An 18,559-nucleotide genomic window follows, 5' to 3' on the forward strand; every position below is an offset into this window, starting at 1 on the left:
TCGTCATGCTCGCCGCCATGCCAGGTACATGTCCTTTTCCCTCCTGCGGCATGCCCATGCCGCCCACCGCGCGAGTCGCCCGGCTGTCGCTTCCCTGTCGCGTCGCTGGCGCTTCCGCCGCGAAAACCCTCTTTTTGTGTCCAAACTGTCAACCGCCGCCGCGGCCCGCCGCCGATGCGATTTGCGATTCGCGCCCCAACGCGGCAAAGGCTCAGCCACTATGACCAGCATCGATCAGGCACTGCGCGACGCCGCGCTCGTTTCAAAGGCATGGCCCTATGAAGAGGCGCGCAAGCTTCTGAAACGCTATCCGGCGGAAAAGGGCGCACCGGTGCTGTTCGAAACCGGCTATGGTCCGTCGGGCCTGCCGCATATCGGCACGTTCAACGAAGTGCTGCGCACCACCATGGTCCGCCGCGCCTTCGAAACCCTGTCGGATCAGCCGACGCGCCTGATCGCGTTTTCGGACGACATGGACGGTTTGCGCAAGGTGCCGGACAATGTGCCCAATCAGGAGATGCTCCGGGCCTATATCGGCCATCCGCTGACCAAGGTGCCCGATCCGTTCGAAAAGTACGAAAGCTTCGCCCATCACAACAATGCGATGCTGCGCGAATTTCTCGACCGCTTCGGCTTTGATTACGAATTCGCCTCCTCCACCGATTACTACACCTCCGGCCGGTTCGACGATGCCCTGCGCCAGGTACTGCGCCAGTATGACGCGATCATGGGCGTGATGCTGCCGACGCTGCGCGCCGAACGTCAGGCGACCTATTCCCCCGTCCTGCCGATCAGCCCGAAATCGGGCGTGGTGCTGCAGGTGCCGGTCGAGGTCGTGGATGCAGAGGCGGGGATCGTCCGCTTCACCGACGACGGGGATGTGATCGAACAATCGATCCTGTCCGGCGGGGCGAAACTGCAATGGAAGGTCGATTGGGCCATGCGCTGGGTCGCGCTGGGCGTCGATTATGAAATGGCGGGCAAGGATCTGATCGATTCGGTCACCCAGTCGTCAAAGATCGCCCGCGTCCTTGGCGCCCGCCCGCCCGAAGGCTTCAATTACGAGATGTTCCTGGATGAAAAGGGGGAAAAGATCTCGAAGTCCAAGGGCAATGGCCTCAGCCTGGAACAATGGCTGACTTATGGCTCGGACGAAAGCCTCGCCTTCTACATCTATCGCGAACCGAAAAAGGCCAAGGCGCTGCACATGGGCGTCATCCCCCGCGCAGTGGACGATTACTGGCAGTTTGCGGGCAATTATGATGCCCAGCCGGTCGAACAGCGGCTCGGCAATCCGGTGCACCACATTCACAACGGCCCGCCGCCGGTCGCGGCGCTGCCCGTCACCTTTGGCCTGATCCTCAATCTGGTCGGCGTGATGGGCGCGGGCGCGACGCGGGAACAGGTCTGGGGCTATCTCGGCAACTACGTCGCCGACGCCACGCCCGAAAGCCACCCGGCGCTGGACGAACTGATCGGCAAGGCGCTGGCCTATAACCGCGACTTCGTTGCCCCTACCCTGGTCCGCCGCGCGCCAGAGGGGGTGGAGGTGGACGCCCTGCGCCGTCTCGACGCGGTGCTCGCCACGCTGCCCGCCGATGCCAGTGCCGAGGATATCCAGAACGAGGTCTATGAAATCGGCAAGACCGGCGGCTTCGAAAACCTGCGCGACTGGTTCAAGGCGCTGTACGAAACCCTGCTCGGCTCCAGCCAGGGACCGCGCATGGGCAGCTTCATTGCGCTTTACGGGATCGACAACAGCCGCACCCTGATCGCGGAGGCGCTGGCAAAGGCCTGACGGCTATTCGCTGTCCGGTGCCAGCCAGCTCAGGGTGACGGCATCGCCGGTTGCGGCGCGCTCCGTCACCCGGGCCTGGACCCCGGCCGATGTCAGTCGGGCGACCACCGCCTCCGCCCGCTGGGCCGGGCCGGAAACGCCCATGGGCGCCGCAACCCGCTGGCCCGCCCATGCTGCCAGCGCCAGCGCCGCGGCATCCGGCTCGTCCTCGCGATAGGGGATGTCGGGCAGGGCAAGCGCCGGCGGCACCAGCTCGACCCGCCACCCCTCGGCGGTGCTCGCGATCCGCTGTTCCAGCCCGCGATAGGTCGCCAGGCCGGCGCCCGGCAGCACCACCGCCCGCACCATCGCCCGCCGCGCCTCCCGGTCGATCAGCACCGCGCCCCGCTCGACCCCCGCGACCAGCGCCAGCCGGTCGGTCATTGCCGAAATCGTCTCTTCCCGGTTGCGCGCCGTCGCACTCGCCGCCGCCAGCTGCGCCGCCTCCGCCTCGCCGCCCGCAACCTGAACCTGTTCCAGTGCCACAGCCACCGGCCGGTTCAACAGCCGCGTCAACGTCGCCGCCGCCGTCGGCTCCGCCCGTCCCCGCAATTCCGGGGTCAGCATCGTGGCCGTGACCCGTACCGTCTCACCGGCATAACTGACCTCGATCTGGCTGATCCGCGCATCGTTCGGAAACTGGCTCGCCACCACCTCCCGAACCTGCCGCGATGCGGATGCCTCCCATGCAATCTGCCGCAAGGTCAGCCCCAGCGGGACCGCCAGCGCAGCGAATACCGCCAACAGCAGGACGGTCTGCACCAGCGCGTGCTGCGGCGACAGATGCGTCCCGCACCCGTTCAACGACATCGACATGATCGACATCGACGACGGCGTGCTGTCGCCACCATTGGATCAATGGATTGGTTCGATGGGGCTCATAGGAACTCGCCATGGCCACCGGATATGGGGTTTGCGGCCCGATGACCAGCAGTTAGGACGTTGCAGGGGAGCGGCAACAGGAGGTTTCAATGGCTACCGGCACCCGGGCTCCATCAGCCCTGCGGCAATTCCTCAAGAGCGAGGCGACGGGCGGAATCGTCCTGATCGTTGCTGCCGTGCTGGCCATGCTTGCCGCCAATCTGCCCGCAACGGCAGAGGGGTATCAGCATTTCCTGCACCTCGACACCGGCCCTGTCCTGTCGCCCAAATACGGGTCGATGACCGTTCATCTGTGGATCAACGATGCGCTGATGGCGATTTTCTTCCTGCTGGTCGGGCTGGAGATCAAGCGGGAGTTTACCGATGGCCGCCTCGCCCGCTGGTCGGACCGGCGGCTGCCCTTCATCGCGGCTGCGGCGGGAATGGCCGCGCCGGCGGCGGTCTATCTGTTCGTCACCGGCTTTGATCCGGCGCTGACCAATGGCTGGGCGATTCCGGCCGCCACCGACATCGCCTTTGCCATCGGCGTGCTGGCGATCCTCGGCCGCCATGCGCCTGCCTCGCTCAAGCTGTTCCTGACCACCGTTGCGATCGTCGACGATATGGGCGCGGTGGCGATCATCGCCTTTGTCTACACCGCCGGGCTGTCCTCGCTGGCGCTGGCTGCGGCCGGGCTGGTCCTTGGCGGGATGTATTTCCTCAACAAATCGAATGTTCAGCGGCTCTGGCCCTATCTGCTGCTGGGCGCGTTGCTCTGGTATCTGGTCTTTCTGTCCGGCGTTCATGCGACCATCGCTGGCGTGCTCACCGCCTTCATGATCCCGGTAAAGCCGACGCCGGGCGCGCCCGATGCACAGGATTCGCCGCTGCACCGGCTGGAACACGCGCTTCACAAACCGGTCGCGTTCCTGATCGTCCCGCTGTTCGGCTTTGCCAATGCCGGGGTGCCGCTGATGGGACTGGGGCCGGAAATCCTGTTTGAGCCGCTGCCGCTGGCCATCGCGCTCGGCCTGTTCCTGGGCAAGCAGTTCGGCATTTTCGGCAGCATCTGGATCAGCTGCCGGACCGGCTTTGCCGAAGTGCCGGGCGGCGCCAGCTGGCAGCAGATCTATGGCGTCGCGATGCTGGCCGGCATCGGCTTTACCATGAGCCTGTTCATCGGCGGCCTTGCGTTTCCGGGCAACGAGCTGTTCGTCAACGAGGTGAAGATCGGCGTGCTCGCCGGGTCGATCCTGTCCGCGATCGGCGGCTACCTGTTGATCCGCTCGGCGGGCGGCAAGCCGGCCGTCCGGCCCGCCCGGCCCGACGATGCGCTGGACGAACCGGCGCCTCTGGTGCCTGCCGGCGCGGATTAATCGAACAGGCTGGAAACGCTCGCTTCTTCCGCGATCCGCCGGATGGCCTCGGCCAGCAGCGGGGCGATGGTCAGGTGGCGGATATGCTTGGCATCGGCGATGATGCTGTGATTGCCGATCGAATCGGTGATCACCAGCTCTTCCAGCGACGATGCCTCGACCCGCGCGACCGCCCCGCCCGACAGGACACCGTGCGTGCAATAGGCAACGACCCCTTCCGCCCCTGCCGCCTTCAGCGCGGCGGCGGCATTGCACAGCGTGCCAGCCGAATCGACGATATCGTCGATCAGGATGCAGAACCGGCCTTCCACCTCGCCGATGATGTTCATCACTTCCGATTCGCCCGCCCGCTCGCGGCGCTTGTCGACAATCGCCAGCGGGGCATTGTCCAGCCGCTTGGCCAGCGACCGGGCGCGCACGACGCCGCCGACGTCGGGCGACACGACCATCAGGTTCTTGTCCCCGAACCGGGTATGGATGTCGGCCGACATCACCGGCGCGGCGACCAGATTGTCGGTCGGGATGTCGAAAAACCCCTGAATCTGCCCGGCGTGCAAGTCCACCGACAGGACGCGGTCGGCGCCGGCGGTGGTGATCAGGTTTGCGACCAGCTTGGCGGAAATCGGCGTGCGCGGGCCGGGTTTGCGGTCCTGGCGGGCATAGCCGAAATAGGGGAGGACGGCGGTGATGCGCTTGGCCGATGCGCGCTTCAGCGCATCGATCATGATCAGCATCTCCATCAGATTGTCATTGGCCGGATAGGCGGTGGATTGCAGGACGAACACGTCCTCGCCCCGCACATTTTCCAGGATTTCGACAAAGATCTCTTCATCGGCGAACCGGCGCACATTCGCCTGGGTCAGCGGAATTTCGAGATAGTGCGCGATGGCCCGCGCGAGCGGAAGATTGGAATTGCCCGCCAACAGCTTCATGTCGCGCCCCACGCAGTTGATGAAGGAATTTTGACAGCGGCCCTTTAGGCGGCGGGTGGCCCCCCCGGCAAGTGGCGATTGCGGCACGGGCCGCTGCGGCCTAGACGCTGGGCGCATCATGACCATCGTGACCCGTTTCGCCCCCAGCCCCACCGGCCGCCTGCACGTCGGCAATCTGCGCACGGCCATCCACAATTGGCTGGCGGCGCGCGCGGGCGGCGGGCGGTTCCTGCTGCGCATCGATGATACCGATGCCGAACGCTCCCGCGCCGAATATGTCGATGCGATCCGCGCCGACCTGGCCTGGCTGGGCCTGACCCCGGATGCAGAGGTGCGCCAGTCCGACCGCTTTGCCCTGTATGAGCGGGAGTTCGATCGGCTGAAGGCGGCGGGCCGGGTCTATCCCTGTTACGAAACGCCGGAGGAGCTGGACCTTCGCCGCAAGATCCTGCTGGGGCGGGGCCTGCCCCCCGTCTATGACCGCGCGGCGCTTCGCCTGACCGATGATCAGCGCGCGGCGTTCGAGGGCGAGGGGCGGCGGCCGCACTGGCGCTTTCGTCTGGCCGATGGCGCGATCGAATGGGACGATGCGGTGCGCGGGCCGCAGCAGTTCGATGCCGCGTCGATGAGCGATCCCGTGGTGCGCCGCGCGGATGGCAGCTGGCTGTACCTCCTCCCCTCGGTGATCGACGATATCGACCTTGGCATCACGCTGGTCGCGCGGGGCGAGGATCATGTCACCAATACCGCAGCACAGGTACAGATGTTCGACGCGCTGGGCGCTGCCCCGCCGCGCTTCGCCCATGCCGCGCTGCTGACCGGGGCGGAGGGCAAGCTGTCCAAGCGGCTCGGCTCGCTCGGCTGCGATCATTTCCGCGACGCGGGCATCGAACCTGCGGCGATCCTGTCGCTGCTGGCCCGCATCGGCACCAGCGATCCGGTCGAGCCCTTTGCCGATCCAGCGCCGCTCCTCGCCAGCTTTGATTTTGCGCGTTTCGGCCGTGCCCCGGCCCGGTTCGACGAACAGGAACTGGCACAGGTCAATGCCCGTATCGTGCATCAGCTACCCTTTGATGCCGTCGTCCATCGCCTGCCCGCCGGCATGGATGCCGCCGCATGGGATGCGGTGCGGCCCAACCTGTCGGTGGTGGCGGAGGCGGCGGACTGGTGGCCGGTGATCGCAGGCGACATCGCCGTCCCGGTCCAACCGGACGAGGCGGGGTTCCTGGCCGAGGCGGCTGCCGTCACTGAGGCACTGGACTGGAGCCAGGATCCCTGGGGTCAGCTGACGGGTGTGCTGAAGGGGTCTACAGGCCGAAAGGGCCGGGCCCTGTTCCTGCCGCTGCGCCTTGCGCTGACCGGCCGGGACCATGGCCCGGACATGGCCGCGCTGCTGCCGCTGATCGGCCGCACACGCGCGCTGGCCCGCCTGACCGCCCATTGATTGCGCCTTTGGATGGCCATAGCGAAAGCCTTTGACAGCAAATTGTGATGTTGTACCATCACTCGTCTCCACTGGAGAGGAGACGAAGCCATGTATGCAGACCGTAACAAGGGATTGAACCCGGCGGCGCTGGGTTCCGCATTGCTGGTGAATGGCGCGATCATCGCCGCGCTCGCCACATTGGGTGCAGTCACTGTAATCCCGCCCGGGGACGACACCATCGAAACCTATCGCGTCCCCATCGAAACGCCGCCTTCGCCCCTGCCGGTCGAAAAGCAGGCACCGGTGAAGCCGACGGTGGAAACGCCCCCGCGTTCATCGACCATCGACATTGTCCGCCCCGTGATCGACGCGCCGCCGACCGGCCCGGTCATCACCGGCCCCACCGAACCCACGCCTGTGCCATCCGGCCCGACCACTGGCACGCCGGGCGGCACAGGTACGGGGGCCGGCACGGGTACCATCGTCGATCCGCCCGCCCCCGTGCTGATCGGGGCAACCGTCGATCCCCGCTATGCCGGGACGTTTCAGCCCGATTATCCGGGCCGCGAACTTGGCCTTGGCGAAGAAGGGATCGTCACCGTCCGCGTACTGATCGGCGTCGATGGCCGGGTAAAGGCGGTGGAGCGCGTCTCTGCCGATAGCGACGGCTTCTTTCAGGCAACGCGCCGCCACGCGCTTGCCCGCTGGCGGTTCCGCCCCGCGACCCGCGACGGCGTGCCGCAGGAGGTGTGGAAACAGATGACGGTCCGCTTCCGGATCAACTGATCCGGGCCGTTTTGGGGGCGGGGGCTGGTCGTGGCCGGCCTCTGCCCCTATGTTTTGTCCATGCTTTCGCCCAACCATTTCCGGATGATGCGACAGGTGCGACCGCGCAGCGCCCTTCGCGACGCCTATGACATGCTGATCCGTCCCGCTCCACACAAATGGGGCTTTCTGGGCCTGGCCGCCACACTGACCGGTCTGGTCGTGTTCGGGTTCGTTCAGGACAGCAAATGGGAAAAACCGTACAAGCGCGAGATCGTCTATGTGAACGACTGGCGGCTTGACCGGTCCGATGCCGAAATCACCGCCCAGCAAAAGGTGGACGAGGCGGAAAAGCTGGAACGGTTGAAAAAGATCAACGCCGAAAAGGAAAAGCGCCGCCGCGAGTGGCAAAAGATCGACGACGGCCTCAGTCGGTTCGGGCTCTGAACCGGGTGCCGGGGGGCGCGGTCGATGAGCGGGCGATGGCGGCCGCCATTGCGCTGGCCGAGCGAACCCGTGGGCTCAGCGATCCCAACCCCAATGTCGGCTGCATCGTCCTTGCCCCCGATGGCCGGGTCGTCGGGCGCGGCTGGACGCAGCCGGGCGGGCGGCCCCATGCAGAGGCGATGGCGCTGGCGCAGGCGGGCGATGCCGCGCGCGGCGGCACGCTCTACACCACGCTGGAGCCGTGCTGCCATCTCTCCCCCCGCGGCCCGGCCTGTGCGGACCTGATCCTGGCCGCCGGCATCGCCCGTGTCGTTGCGGCGATGGGCGATCCGGACCCGCGGGTGAGTGGGGGCGGCCATGCCCGGCTGCGCGATGCGGGCATCGCCCTTGATATCGGCACCGGCGCGGTGGCGGCGGCACAGACGATGGCGGGGTTCCTGACGCGTCAGGTGCTGGGTCGCCCGCTGGTCACGCTGAAACTCGCCCTGTCGCTGGATGGAGCCGCCGCAATGGCGGATGGCAGCAGCCGCTGGATCACCGGGCCACAGGCGCGGGCGCACACCCATCTGGAACGCGCGCGGCACGGCGCGATCCTGGTCGGGCGCGGCACATGGCTGGCGGATCGCCCGGCGCTCGACGTCCGGCTGCCGGGACTGCACGACCGTTCGCCCGCCCGTTACGTGCTGACCGGCGCGGCGCTGGAGGGCGTGGAAACGCTGGCATCGCCCGGGGCGATCGCCGGCCTGCCGGTCAATCATCTGCTGGTCGAAGGGGGGATGCAGACAGCGGCAACATTCCTGTCGGCCGACCTGGTCGACCGCCTGCTCCTCTATCGGGCGCCCATCCTGATCGGCGGGGGCCGGACCCTGCCCGATCTGGGGCTGGGCGATCTGTCCGCCGCGCACGGCCGGTGGCACCTGCTCGAACAGCGGATGCTTGGCAGCGACACCATGCAGCTATACCAGCGGGCGCGATAACGGAGAGAGTGCAGCCATGTTCACGGGCATCGTCACGGATATCGGCACGATCGAATCGGTTGAGGCGACGGGCGACCTGCACGTCACCGTGGCAACCGGCTATGACGTGGCAGGCATCGATCTGGGCGCATCCATCGCCTGTTCGGGCGTGTGCCTGACCGTGGTGGACAAGGCACCGGGCCGGGTGCGGTTCGACGTGTCCGGCGAAACGGTCAGCAAGACGGCATCCGGAATGTGGAGCGCCGGCCGCCGCCTCAATCTTGAGCGCGCCCTGCGGCTGGGCGACGAACTGGGCGGGCATATCGTGACCGGTCATGTCGATGGCGTGGCCAGCGTCATCGACGTCACCCCCGATGGCGAATCGCACCGCGTCCGCTTTCGCCTACCCGAACCGCTTGCCCCCTTTGTCGCGCCAAAGGGATCGATCACCATCGACGGCGTGTCGCTGACCGTGAACGAGGTTGCGGACACGGCCGATGGTTCGGACGTGTCGGTGAACATCATTCCCCATACTTGGTCGGTCACCACGCTGGGGACGCTGAGCGCGGGCGATGCGGTGAACGTCGAGATTGACGTACTGGCCCGCTATCTGGCGCGGATGAAGGATCGCCTTCACCCGGCAATGTGAATCTATTCTGGAACGTCACACTGCGATGTGATAGGGGCGCGGCTTCTGTTCTGGAGCGACGTCCGATGTCCACTGATCTGATTGCCCGTGTCCGCAAACTGGTGGTGGAGGGGGGCATGTCCCGCTCCGGCCTTGCCCGCGCGGCCGGGCTTCATGCCAACACCCTGCGCGACCTGGAACAGCCCGACTGGAATCCCACCGCGGACACGCTGCGCAAGCTCGAATCCTTTGTCTTTGCGAATGACGACACGCCCGTCCTGGTCCCGATCGAGGAGATCATCGACGAGGCGCGCAATGGCCGGATGTTCATCCTAGTCGATGATGAGGACCGGGAGAATGAGGGCGATCTGGTCATCCCGGCCCAGATGGCGACGCCCGCCGCGATCAATTTCATGGCAACGCACGGCCGGGGGCTGATCTGCCTGTCGTTGACCAAGGACCGGGTGGATCAGCTTGGCCTCGATCTGATGAGCCGCGCCAACGGCACCCGCCACGAAACCGCCTTTACCGTGTCGATTGAGGCAAAGACCGGCGTCACCACCGGCATTTCGGCGGCGGACCGGGCGCGCACCATCTCTGTCGCCATCGACGCGTCGAAGGGCGCGGACGAAATCGTGACGCCGGGCCATGTCTTTCCGCTGGTCGCGCGGCCGGGCGGCGTGCTGGTCCGCGCCGGCCATACCGAGGCGGCGGTCGATGTCTCCCGCCTGGCCGGGCTCAACCCCTCCGGGGTGATCTGCGAGATCATGAAGGATGACGGGACCATGGCCCGCATGGACGACCTGGTCGCCTTTGCCCGGCTGCACAAGCTGAAGATCGGCACGATCCGCGATCTGATCGCCTATCGCCGTCGCCACGACCATCTGGTCGAACGGCGCGCGGAAACCAGCTTCACCAGCCGCTGGGGCGGCGAATGGCGCGTCATCACCTTCTGGAACAAGGCGGCGGGCACCGAACAGGTCGCGCTGCTGAAGGGCAAGGTGGATCCGGCCACCCCCACGCTGGTGCGGATGCACGCCCTGTCCCCCTTTGGCGACCTGTTCGGAGAGGCGGGGGACCGGGGCGGCCTGCTCGAACGGTCGATGCAGATCATCGGAGAGGCCGGGGCCGGCGTCGTCGTGGTCATCAACAAACCGCGCAACGATGCCTTCACCATGGCGGTGGAGCGCCGCGCGGGCACGCGGACCGAGGTGGATATGGAGGAGTTGCGCGATTACGGCGTCGGCGCGATGATCCTGACCGAACTGGGGGTCGAGGAAATGGTGCTGCTCAGCAATACGCATCACACGCTGGTCGGCCTTGACGGCTATGGCCTGTCCATCGTCGGCGAACGGCCGATCGACGTCGAACCCTGACGCCACTGTCCGGTCGGCCCGGACCGGCCGGAACCAACCTTATTGTTGCAGGAGCATCCCATGGCCAAGTTTCTGATCGTCGAGGCGCGGTTCTACGATCATCTCAACGATCTGCTGCTCGCCGGCGCCCGTGCTGCGATCAAGGCGGCCGGTCATGACCATGAAACGGTCACCGTCCCCGGCGCGCTCGAAATCCCCGGTGCCATCGCGCTGGCGGATCAGTCGGGCGATTATGACGGCTATGTCGCGATCGGCGTCGTTATCCGGGGCGAAACCTATCACTTCGAAATCGTGGCGGGCGAAAGCGCGCGCGGCATCATGGCGCTGACCATGGACGGGGTCGCCATCGGCAACGGCATCCTGACCGTGGAGAATGAGGCGCAGGCGCTGGTCCGCGCCGATCCCGCGCAAAAGGACAAGGGCGGCGAAGCGGCCAAGGCGGCGCTGGCCATGCTCGCGCTGCGCGACCGTTTCGGCCGGTGACCGCGCCCGTCCTTGCCACCCAGCGACTGATCCTCCGCCTGCCGGAGGCGTCGGACCTGGATGGCTGGGCGGAAATGAATGCCGATGCCGACGCCATGCGCTTTCTGGGCGGGGTCAAATCGCGTGCAGTGACGTGGCGGGAACTATGCACGATGCGCGGGGCATGGGACATTCGCGGCTTTGCGATGTTCTCGGTCATCGAACGCGACACCGGGCGCTGGGTCGGCCGGATCGGCCCCTGGCAGCCCGAAGGCTGGCCGGGCACAGAGGTGGGCTGGGGCGTCCATCCCGGCTTCGCTGGTCGCGGCTATGCCCATGAAGCCGCGATGGCGTGCATGGACTATGCCGTCGATGTGCTGGGCTGGACACGGGTGATCCACACCATCGCCCCCGACAATCTGCGCTCCATCGCGCTTGCCCGGCGGCTGGGGTCGACCAATGGCGGCCCGGTTTCGCTGCCCCCGCCGCATGAGGCGGTCCAGGTCGATGCCTGGGGCCAGACCGCCGATCAATGGCGGAGCCGCCGCATCGCCTGACGCCGTCTGCCGGCCGATCTGCGCCGATTCAGCTTTTCTTTGTCAATTTCTGCGACAGCCGGATCGACTGTCGGCGGATTTGACAGTGAAGCGCATCGGACGGGTCGATGATCAGACTGTTCAAGCATTACGTTCCCTATGCCGTGCTGTTGCTTGGCCTGTTCGATCTCATCCTGCTGTTGATTGCAGCGGAAATCGGCTGGGTCGTTCGCGCGGGTCAGATCGACATGCTGGTCGAACCGCTGCACACCCGCCTGCCGCAACTGTTCAGCTTTGCCCTGTCGCTTCAGGTCGCGATGATCGCGGTCGGCGTCTATGGCGCGGATGCGCTGCAATCGCTGCGCGTGGCGGTCGCCCGGCTGATCGTCGCCGTATCGCTCGGCATCATCTTTCTGTCGGTGATCTTCTTTCTGGTGCCGGTGCTGACCTTCTGGCGCTCCAACCTGCTCTACGCGATGTCGGCGGCGGTGGTGATGCTGACGCTGATGCGCATCCTGCTGGGCAAGACGCTGGGCGGACAGGTGTTCAAGCGCCGGGTCGTCGTGCTGGGTGCCGGGCCGCGCGCCCAGCGGCTGAAACGGCTCGCCGCCTCGCGCGGTGCGGGCTTCGTCGTCGTCGGCTATGTCGCGATGAGCGAGACGAACCGCGTCATTCCCGAAGCGATCGCGCGCGATGCGATCTACAACCTGGCCGATCATGTCGTGCTGCTCAACGCCGCCGAAGTCGTGCTGGCGCTGGAGGAACGTCGCAACGCCCTGCCGCTCAAGGACCTGTTGCGCATCAAGACGACCGGCGTCCATGTGAACGACATTTCCAGCTTTCTGGAACGCGAAACCGGCCGGGTCGATCTGGACAGCGTCAATCCCAGCTGGCTGATCTTTTCCGACGGCTTTTCATCGGGCCGGATGCTGTCCAGCCTGTTCAAGCGATTGTTCGACGTGACGGCCAGCCTGTTGTTGCTGACGCTGGCCGGGCCGGTGATCCTCTTGACCGCGATCCTCGTCAAACTCGACAGCAAGGGTCCGGCCTTTTACCGCCAGCGCCGGGTCGGCCTGTTCGGACAGCCGTTCAACATCCTGAAACTGCGCTCGATGCGCGTCGATGCCGAAGTGGCAGGCAACGCCGTCTGGGCGGAAAAGGACGACCCCCGCATCACCCGTGTCGGCCGCTTCATCCGCAAGACCCGCCTGGATGAACTGCCCCAGTGCTGGAGCGTGCTGAAGGGCGAAATGAGCTTTGTCGGCCCGCGCCCCGAACGGCCGCAATTCGTGTCCGACCTGGAACAGCAACTGCCCTATTATGCCGAACGCCATATGGTGAAACCGGGCATCACCGGCTGGGCGCAGATCAATTTCCCCTATGGCGCGTCGGTCGAGGATGCCCGCGAAAAGCTGGAATACGACCTGTATTACGCCAAGAATTATTCGCCCTTTCTCGACCTGTTGATCCTGATTCAGACGGTGCGCGTCGTCCTGTGGCCGGAAGGGGCGCGGTAACGCCGGCATGATGGCCGCGATCATCCTTTGGGGTCATGCCAGTGCAGCGGTGTTGTTTGCTGCCCTGGCGCTGGCAACGCTGCGCCGGCCCGTGCCCGGCGTCCCGCGGCCCGCGCTGGTCGCCGCGCTTGCCCTGACCGCGCTCTGGGCGCTGGCGGTGGCGGGGGTCGGCCCGGTGGAACTGGGCACCCGGCTTGCGGCCGGTGCGCGCGGCATGGCCTGGTTGTTGCTCGCCGCGCTGGTCCATCGCCTTGCGCTGACGCGTCCCCCGGCCGCGCTTGGCCTCGTCTATCTGGTCGTCCTGCTGATACAGGGGACGCAGATGATGGTCGCGCTGGCCGCCACCGCTGCCGCGCCCGCCACGGCCGATGCCTATCTGAATGCGTCGGCGGCGCTGAATCTGATGGTGTCGGTGGCGGCGCTGGTCCTCCTCCTCAATGGCTATCGCGCCGCGACGATGGGACGGGGCCGCGCCGTGATCGCGGCGGCATCGGTGTTGTGGCTGATCGAGGCGAACGGCGCGCTGCTCCATCTGGCGGCGGGCGGCGTTTCGGACGAATTGCTGGCGGCGCGCGGCATCGCCATGGGCATGATTGCCGCCGCGCTTGCCCTGTCGCTGATCGCGCGCACCGACCGGCGGGTTCAGGTGTCGCGCACCGCGCTGATGCAGTCGCTCTGGCTGCTTGGCGCGATCGTCTATCTGACGCTGCTTCTTTCCGCGCTCAGCCTGATCGCGGTGCTGGGCGGCGACTATGCCCGGCTGGGTCAGGCGGCGTTCGTGTTCGGCACCACGGCCGCAACGCTCGTCTTCCTGTCCAGCCCGTGGCTGCGCGCCTGGGTGCGGGTCAAGCTGGCCAAGCACCTGTTTCGCCACCGCTATGACTATCGCGTCGAATGGCAGCGGTTCACCGAAACGCTGGGCCAGCCGGACAGCGGCGCCACCCTCGACGAACGGGTGGTCAAGGCTGTGGCCGATCTGGTCGATGCCCCGGCCGGGCTGCTGCTGCTGCCGGCGGGCGATGGCCTGTCCGTCGCATCGGGCTGGCGCTGGTCGCTGCCGGTGGCCGACCATGCGCCGATGATCGTGCCCCCGGATACGCATGAACGGATCGTCGAACTGGACGCGGTGCGCCGCGCGGGCGGCGACCCGTCCGTTCCGGCCTGGATCCTTGCCGAAACCGATGCCTGGATCATTGTGCCGCTGCCGCATGTCGGCACGCTGGCAGGCGCGATCCTGCTCGCCCGGCCGCCGCTCGACCGGGCGCTGGATTGGGAGGATTTCGACCTGCTCCGCGTCGCCGGGCGTCAGGCGGCAAGTTACCTGGCCGAGGCGCGCGCCCAGGACGCGCTTGCCGAGGCGCGCCGGTTCGACGAATTCAACCGCCGCTTCGCCTTCATCCTGCATGACATCAAAAATCTGGTCAGCCAGCTCAGCCTGGTGGCCCGCAACGCCGAACGCCATGCCGACAACCCCGAATTCCGCGCCGACATGATCGCCACGCTGCGCGATTCGGCGGGCCGGATGACCGATCTGATCGCCCGGCTGTCGCATCAGCAGCGCGGCGGCGGGGCAGAGGTGATGGGCGCGGTCTCGCTGCGCCCGGTCATCGATGCGGTGATCGCCCGCCGTCCGGGTCAGCCCATCGTGATGGACGGCGACAGCCACCCGGTCGCGCTGGCCGATCCGCAGCGGCTGGAACAATTGCTCGCCCATCTGGTCCAGAATGCGGTCGAGGCAAGCGCACCCGGCACGCCCGTCACCGTGCGGCCGGGCGAGGCGCAGGATCATGTGTGGATCGACGTCATCGATTGCGGTGCGGGGATGACCGCCGCCTTCATCCGCGAATCGCTGTTCCGGCCCTTTGTCTCGTCCAAGCCGACCGGCTTCGGCATCGGCGCGTTCGAGGCGCGCCAGCTGGCCGAGGCGATGGGCGGCCGGATCGATGTGGACAGCACCCCCGGCATCGGCAGCCGCTTTCGCGTGCGGCTGGCCCGTGCCGATGCCGTTCCCGCCGCCATCACCGACACGCCCAGCATGGAGAAAGCGGCATGAGCGCCGACGCCCCCCGTCTCTTGATCGTCGAGGACGATCTGGGCCTGCAGCGGCAGCTGCGCTGGGCCTATGACGGCTATCAGGTCACGGTTGCCGGCGACCGGGACAGCGCGCTTGCCGCGTTGCGGGCGGACGAACCGGCCGTCATCACCCTCGATCTCGGCCTGCCGCCCGACCCGGACGGCACGACAGAGGGATTTGCCCTGCTGGCCGATATCCTGGCCCTGAAACCCGATGCAAAGGTGATCGTGGCGTCCGGCCATGGCGCACGGGAAAGCGCGCTGCGGGCGATCGACATGGGCGCATTCGATTTCTACGCCAAGCCGATCGATATCGACGCGCTTGGCCTGATCGTCGCGCGCGCCTTTCACGTTCATGCGCTGGAGGCGGAAAACCGTCGCCTGCGCGAACGGCCCGGCGGCGACCGGGCCTCGATCGGCGGCATCATCACCGCCGCGCCCGAAATGCAGAAGGTGACGCGCACCATCGAGCGCGTCGCCGCGGCCGATGTCTCGGTCATGCTGCTGGGGGCCAGCGGCACGGGCAAGGAATTACTGGCGCGCGGCCTGCACGATGTCAGCCGCCGGGCAAAGGGCGCGTTCGTTGCCATCAACTGTGCCGCCATCCCCGAAACGCTGCTGGAAAGCGAGCTGTTCGGCCATGAAAAGGGCGCGTTCACCGGCGCGGTCAAGACGACGGAGGGCAAGATCGAACAGGCGCATGGCGGCACCCTGTTCCTGGACGAGGTCGGCGACATTCCCCTGCCGCTTCAGGTCAAGCTGCTGCGCTTTTTGCAGGAACGGGTGATCGAACGCATCGGCGGCCGCCGCGCAATCCCGGTCGATACGCGCATCGTGTGCGCCACGCATCAGGATGTCGATGCGATGGTCGCCGATGGCCGGTTCCGCGAGGATCTGTATTACCGGCTGGCCGAAATCGTCGTGCCCATCCCGGCGCTGGCCGAACGCACCGGCGATGCCGGCCTGCTCGCCCGCCATTTCCTGCGCAAACACGCCGCGTCGATGAATGCAGCGGTCAAGGGGTTCACGCCCGATGCTCTGGCCGCGATCGACGCATGGGGCTGGCCCGGCAATGTCCGCGAACTGGAAAACCGGGTAAAGCGGGCGGTGATCATGGCCGATGGCGCGCGCGTCACCGCCGCCGATCTCGACCTTGCCGAACCGGGCGAAGGCGATGACGCCATCAACCTGAAGGCGATGCGCGAAATCGCCGACCGCCGGGCGATCCGCCGCGCGCTTGCCCGCACCAACGGCAACATCTCCGGCAGTGCCAAGCTGCTGGGGATCAGCCGCCCGACCCTCTATGACCTGATCAAGGCCTATGACCTTCAGCCCTAGGGTTCTTGCCCCGCTCGCCATGCTGCTGGCCGTGCCGGTCGCGTCCGCCAGCGCCGATGACGGCGCGGCCGGCGATCAGCTGGCCCGTTCCGCCCGGCTGATGGCGGCGGGCAATGCCACGGGCGCACGCGCCTGGGCATGGAAGGCCGTTCGCGCCAATCCCGATATGGCGGCGGCGCATCTGGCGCTGGCCCGTGCCCATCTGGCGCTGGGCGAGGGCGCACAGGCAGAGGGCGAACTGGAACGCGCCGTTGCCGCCGGGACGCCGCTTGCCGGGGTGCAGCATCTGCGCGCCCATGCCATCGTGCTGCAGGGCGATGGCCGCGCTGCGTTGCAGGCGGTGGGTCAGGCGCTGCCCGACCACCGCGTCTATGCCTTGCGGATGCGCGGGCTGGCCATGCTGGCGCTGGGCGATCTGGCGGCGGCGCGCGCCAACCTCGAACAGGCAGTGGCCGCTGCCCCGCGGGACGGTGATGCGTGGACCGACCTTGGCCGGTTCCGCTTTGTCGCCGGCGATCTGGTCGGTGCCATCGCCGCGTCCGACCGGTCCGTCACGTTGCGGCCGCAGAATGTGAACGCGCTGGTCCTGCGCGGCGAACTTGTCCGCCAACAGGCCGGGCTGGTCGCATCCATCCCCTGGTTCCGCCGGGCGGTGGCGATCGATGGCTATCATCACGATGCGCTGATCGAACTGGCCGCGACGCTGGGCGATACGGGGCACAGTGTCGAGATGCTGGCGATGACCCGCCGCGCGGCAGAGGCGCGCCCGACCAGTCCCCGCGTGTTCTATCTTCAGGCGCTGCTGGCCGCCCGTGCCGGGCGCTATGCGCTGGCCCGTTCGGTGCTGGAACGGGGCGGTCCCGGCGTGCTGGCCATGCCCGGCGGGCTGCTGCTGGCCGCGACGCTGGATATGCAGGCGGGCGCCAATGAACAGGCCGCGACCAAGCTGGGCCAGCTGATCGATCAGCAGCCGATGAACCTCAACGTCCGTCGCCTGTTCGCGGCCAGCCTGTTGCGGGTCGATGCCGCGCGCAACGCCGTCCGCGTCCTGCGCCCGCTGGTCCTTCGTGCCGATGCCGACAGCTATGCGCTGGAACTGGTCGGTCGCGGCCTTGAACGGATTGGTGAGCGGGCAGAGGCGGGCGCCTTTCTGGATCGCGCCGCCTGGCCGGTGCGCGCTGCGCCTGCGCCCTTTTCCAGCGATGCCGGGCTGGCGGTGCTTCAGGCCGCAGCCGATGAAGCGCCCGGCCGGCCCGATGTCGCCATCCCCTATATCCGCGCGCTGATCGAGGCTGGACGACCGGCCGATGCGCTTGCCCGGGCACAGCGGGTGGCGGCGGACAATCCCGGCGCGCCGGGCGCGTTCCTGTTGGTCGGCGACGTGCTGATGACGCTGAACCGGCCGGCCGATGCGCTGACGCCCTATCGCCGCGCCGCCGCCATCCGGTTCGATCAGCCCGTGCTCCTCCGCCTGATCGAGGGGATGGAGCGGACCGGCGATGCCGCTGGTGCATCCGGGGTGCTGGCGGGCTTCGTCGCGCAAAATCCGCGCAACCTGATGGCGCTGCGCCTGCTTGCCGATCGTCAGCTTGCTGCCGGGCGCTATGACGATGCGGTCGACGCGCTGGAGGATATCCGGTTCCGCATCGGCAATCGCGACGCCGCCCTGCTCGCCGCGCTGGCACAGGGTTATGCCGGGCTGGACGATGCCGATGCCGCCCGCCGCTATGGCGAGGGGGCCTATGCCCTTGCCCCGGCCAATGCCGTCGCCGTCCATGCCTTTGGCCTATCGCGCCTGGTTGCGGGCGATGCGGCCGGTGCGGTGCCGATCCTGGAAAAGGCGGTGGCGCTTGCCCCGGATCAGGCGGTGCTGCGCTGGCGGCTGGCTCAGGCCTATGCCGGGGCGGGCCGCCGGACAGAGGCCGCGACCCTGCTGCGCGCGCTGATCGCTGATCCCCGCTTTGTCGACCGGCCAGAGGCAGAGGCGCTGCTCGCCGGGCTTGCTTGAGGGTTCGGCGAACGCGGGTTA

16 protein-coding genes are annotated in these 18,559 nt (G+C 67.3%); 14 read left to right on the top strand and 2 right to left on the bottom strand.

From position 1 onward, the window contains the following. Window positions 1-220: 220 nt before the first annotated feature. Window positions 221-1,798, top strand: a complete 1,578-nt coding sequence (locus tag NYR55_RS08700; protein WP_260020845.1) for a lysine--tRNA ligase — start codon at window positions 221-223, stop codon at window positions 1,796-1,798. A 3-nt stretch (window positions 1,799-1,801) separates the two neighbouring features. On the opposite strand, the gene NYR55_RS08705 is transcribed toward NYR55_RS08700, so the two are convergent. Next, window positions 1,802-2,662, bottom strand: a complete 861-nt coding sequence (locus tag NYR55_RS08705; protein ID WP_260020847.1) for a hypothetical protein — start codon at window positions 2,660-2,662, stop codon at window positions 1,802-1,804. Window positions 2,663-2,808: 146 nt separating this feature from the next. On the opposite strand from NYR55_RS08705, the gene nhaA reads away from it, so the two are divergent. Next, a complete protein-coding gene (nhaA, locus tag NYR55_RS08710; RefSeq protein WP_260020849.1) occupies window positions 2,809-4,074 on the top strand; it encodes a Na+/H+ antiporter NhaA in 1,266 nt (421 codons plus the stop codon). On the opposite strand, the gene NYR55_RS08715 is transcribed toward nhaA, so the two are convergent. Further along, a complete protein-coding gene (locus tag NYR55_RS08715) occupies window positions 4,071-5,006 on the bottom strand; it encodes a ribose-phosphate pyrophosphokinase (protein WP_260020851.1) in 936 nt (311 codons plus the stop codon). The genes nhaA and NYR55_RS08715 overlap by 4 nt on opposite strands. Before the next feature lie 118 nt (window positions 5,007-5,124). Here NYR55_RS08715 and NYR55_RS08720 point away from each other — a divergent pair, with 118 nt between their 5' ends. From NYR55_RS08720 to NYR55_RS08775, 12 genes are all read left to right on the top strand, one after another. Further along, entirely contained in the window at window positions 5,125-6,450 is a 1,326-nt protein-coding gene (locus NYR55_RS08720) for a glutamate--tRNA ligase (protein WP_260020852.1), read from the top strand. 90 nt (window positions 6,451-6,540) lie between these two features. Further along, window positions 6,541-7,218, top strand: coding sequence for an energy transducer TonB (locus NYR55_RS08725; RefSeq protein ID WP_260020853.1), 678 nt, complete (start codon window positions 6,541-6,543; stop codon window positions 7,216-7,218). Window positions 7,219-7,278: 60 nt separating this feature from the next. Next, entirely contained in the window at window positions 7,279-7,644 is a 366-nt protein-coding gene (locus NYR55_RS08730) for a hypothetical protein (protein WP_260020854.1), read from the top strand. Between the two features lie 35 nt (window positions 7,645-7,679). Further along, window positions 7,680-8,621, top strand: coding sequence for a bifunctional diaminohydroxyphosphoribosylaminopyrimidine deaminase/5-amino-6-(5-phosphoribosylamino)uracil reductase RibD (gene ribD, locus NYR55_RS08735; RefSeq protein ID WP_260020855.1), 942 nt, complete (start codon window positions 7,680-7,682; stop codon window positions 8,619-8,621). 16 nt (window positions 8,622-8,637) lie between these two features. Next, window positions 8,638-9,249: a riboflavin synthase gene (locus NYR55_RS08740; protein ID WP_260020856.1), complete on the top strand. Its 612-nt coding sequence runs from the start codon at window positions 8,638-8,640 to the stop codon at window positions 9,247-9,249. A gap of 65 nt (window positions 9,250-9,314) precedes the next feature. Further along, window positions 9,315-10,604: a 3,4-dihydroxy-2-butanone-4-phosphate synthase gene (gene ribB / locus NYR55_RS08745; protein WP_260020857.1), complete on the top strand. Its 1,290-nt coding sequence runs from the start codon at window positions 9,315-9,317 to the stop codon at window positions 10,602-10,604. Window positions 10,605-10,664: 60 nt separating this feature from the next. Next, window positions 10,665-11,087 carry a 6,7-dimethyl-8-ribityllumazine synthase gene (ribH, locus tag NYR55_RS08750; protein WP_260020858.1) on the top strand — a complete coding sequence of 141 codons (423 nt, stop codon included), beginning with the start codon at window positions 10,665-10,667 and terminating at the stop codon, window positions 11,085-11,087. Next, window positions 11,084-11,623 carry a GNAT family N-acetyltransferase gene (locus NYR55_RS08755; RefSeq protein ID WP_260020859.1) on the top strand — a complete coding sequence of 180 codons (540 nt, stop codon included), beginning with the start codon at window positions 11,084-11,086 and terminating at the stop codon, window positions 11,621-11,623. Before ribH ends, NYR55_RS08755 begins: the two co-directional genes overlap by 4 nt. Before the next feature lie 107 nt (window positions 11,624-11,730). Further along, window positions 11,731-13,119, top strand: a complete 1,389-nt coding sequence (locus tag NYR55_RS08760) for a TIGR03013 family XrtA/PEP-CTERM system glycosyltransferase (RefSeq protein ID WP_260020860.1) — start codon at window positions 11,731-11,733, stop codon at window positions 13,117-13,119. A 10-nt stretch (window positions 13,120-13,129) separates the two neighbouring features. Beyond that, on the top strand, window positions 13,130-15,172 hold the full coding sequence (gene prsK, locus NYR55_RS08765) for an XrtA/PEP-CTERM system histidine kinase PrsK (RefSeq protein ID WP_260020861.1): 2,043 nt from the start codon (window positions 13,130-13,132) through the stop codon (window positions 15,170-15,172). After that, complete coding sequence (prsR, locus tag NYR55_RS08770) at window positions 15,169-16,530, top strand: PEP-CTERM-box response regulator transcription factor (RefSeq protein ID WP_260020862.1); 1,362 nt, start codon at window positions 15,169-15,171, stop codon at window positions 16,528-16,530. Before prsK ends, prsR begins: the two co-directional genes overlap by 4 nt. After that, a complete protein-coding gene (locus NYR55_RS08775; protein WP_260020863.1) occupies window positions 16,514-18,538 on the top strand; it encodes a tetratricopeptide repeat protein in 2,025 nt (674 codons plus the stop codon). The genes prsR and NYR55_RS08775 overlap by 17 nt, the downstream gene beginning before the upstream one ends. Window positions 18,539-18,559 lie beyond the last annotated feature (21 nt).

Origin of the sequence: Sphingomonas sp. BGYR3, assembly GCF_025153455.1 — a bacterium.
In the GTDB taxonomy this organism is placed as follows: Bacteria; Pseudomonadota; Alphaproteobacteria; order Sphingomonadales; family Sphingomonadaceae; genus Sphingomonas.

Excerpts from the sequence above, each read along its gene's own strand:
- NYR55_RS08700 (WP_260020845.1), top strand. The coding sequence starts at position 221 with ATGACCAGCATCGATCAGGCACTGCGCGACGCCGCGCTCGTTTCAAAG.
- NYR55_RS08705 (WP_260020847.1), bottom strand. The coding sequence starts at position 2,662 with ATGTCGATCATGTCGATGTCGTTGAACGGGTGCGGGACGCATCTGTCG.
- nhaA (WP_260020849.1), top strand. The coding sequence starts at position 2,809 with ATGGCTACCGGCACCCGGGCTCCATCAGCCCTGCGGCAATTCCTCAAG.
- NYR55_RS08715 (WP_260020851.1), bottom strand. The coding sequence starts at position 5,006 with ATGAAGCTGTTGGCGGGCAATTCCAATCTTCCGCTCGCGCGGGCCATC.
- NYR55_RS08720 (WP_260020852.1), top strand. The coding sequence starts at position 5,125 with ATGACCATCGTGACCCGTTTCGCCCCCAGCCCCACCGGCCGCCTGCAC.
- NYR55_RS08725 (WP_260020853.1), top strand. The coding sequence starts at position 6,541 with ATGTATGCAGACCGTAACAAGGGATTGAACCCGGCGGCGCTGGGTTCC.
- NYR55_RS08730 (WP_260020854.1), top strand. The coding sequence starts at position 7,279 with ATGCTTTCGCCCAACCATTTCCGGATGATGCGACAGGTGCGACCGCGC.
- ribD (WP_260020855.1), top strand. The coding sequence starts at position 7,680 with ATGGCGGCCGCCATTGCGCTGGCCGAGCGAACCCGTGGGCTCAGCGAT.
- NYR55_RS08740 (WP_260020856.1), top strand. The coding sequence starts at position 8,638 with ATGTTCACGGGCATCGTCACGGATATCGGCACGATCGAATCGGTTGAG.
- ribB (WP_260020857.1), top strand. The coding sequence starts at position 9,315 with ATGTCCACTGATCTGATTGCCCGTGTCCGCAAACTGGTGGTGGAGGGG.
- ribH (WP_260020858.1), top strand. The coding sequence starts at position 10,665 with ATGGCCAAGTTTCTGATCGTCGAGGCGCGGTTCTACGATCATCTCAAC.
- NYR55_RS08760 (WP_260020860.1), top strand. The coding sequence starts at position 11,731 with ATGATCAGACTGTTCAAGCATTACGTTCCCTATGCCGTGCTGTTGCTT.
- prsK (WP_260020861.1), top strand. The coding sequence starts at position 13,130 with ATGGCCGCGATCATCCTTTGGGGTCATGCCAGTGCAGCGGTGTTGTTT.
- prsR (WP_260020862.1), top strand. The coding sequence starts at position 15,169 with ATGAGCGCCGACGCCCCCCGTCTCTTGATCGTCGAGGACGATCTGGGC.
- NYR55_RS08775 (WP_260020863.1), top strand. The coding sequence starts at position 16,514 with ATGACCTTCAGCCCTAGGGTTCTTGCCCCGCTCGCCATGCTGCTGGCC.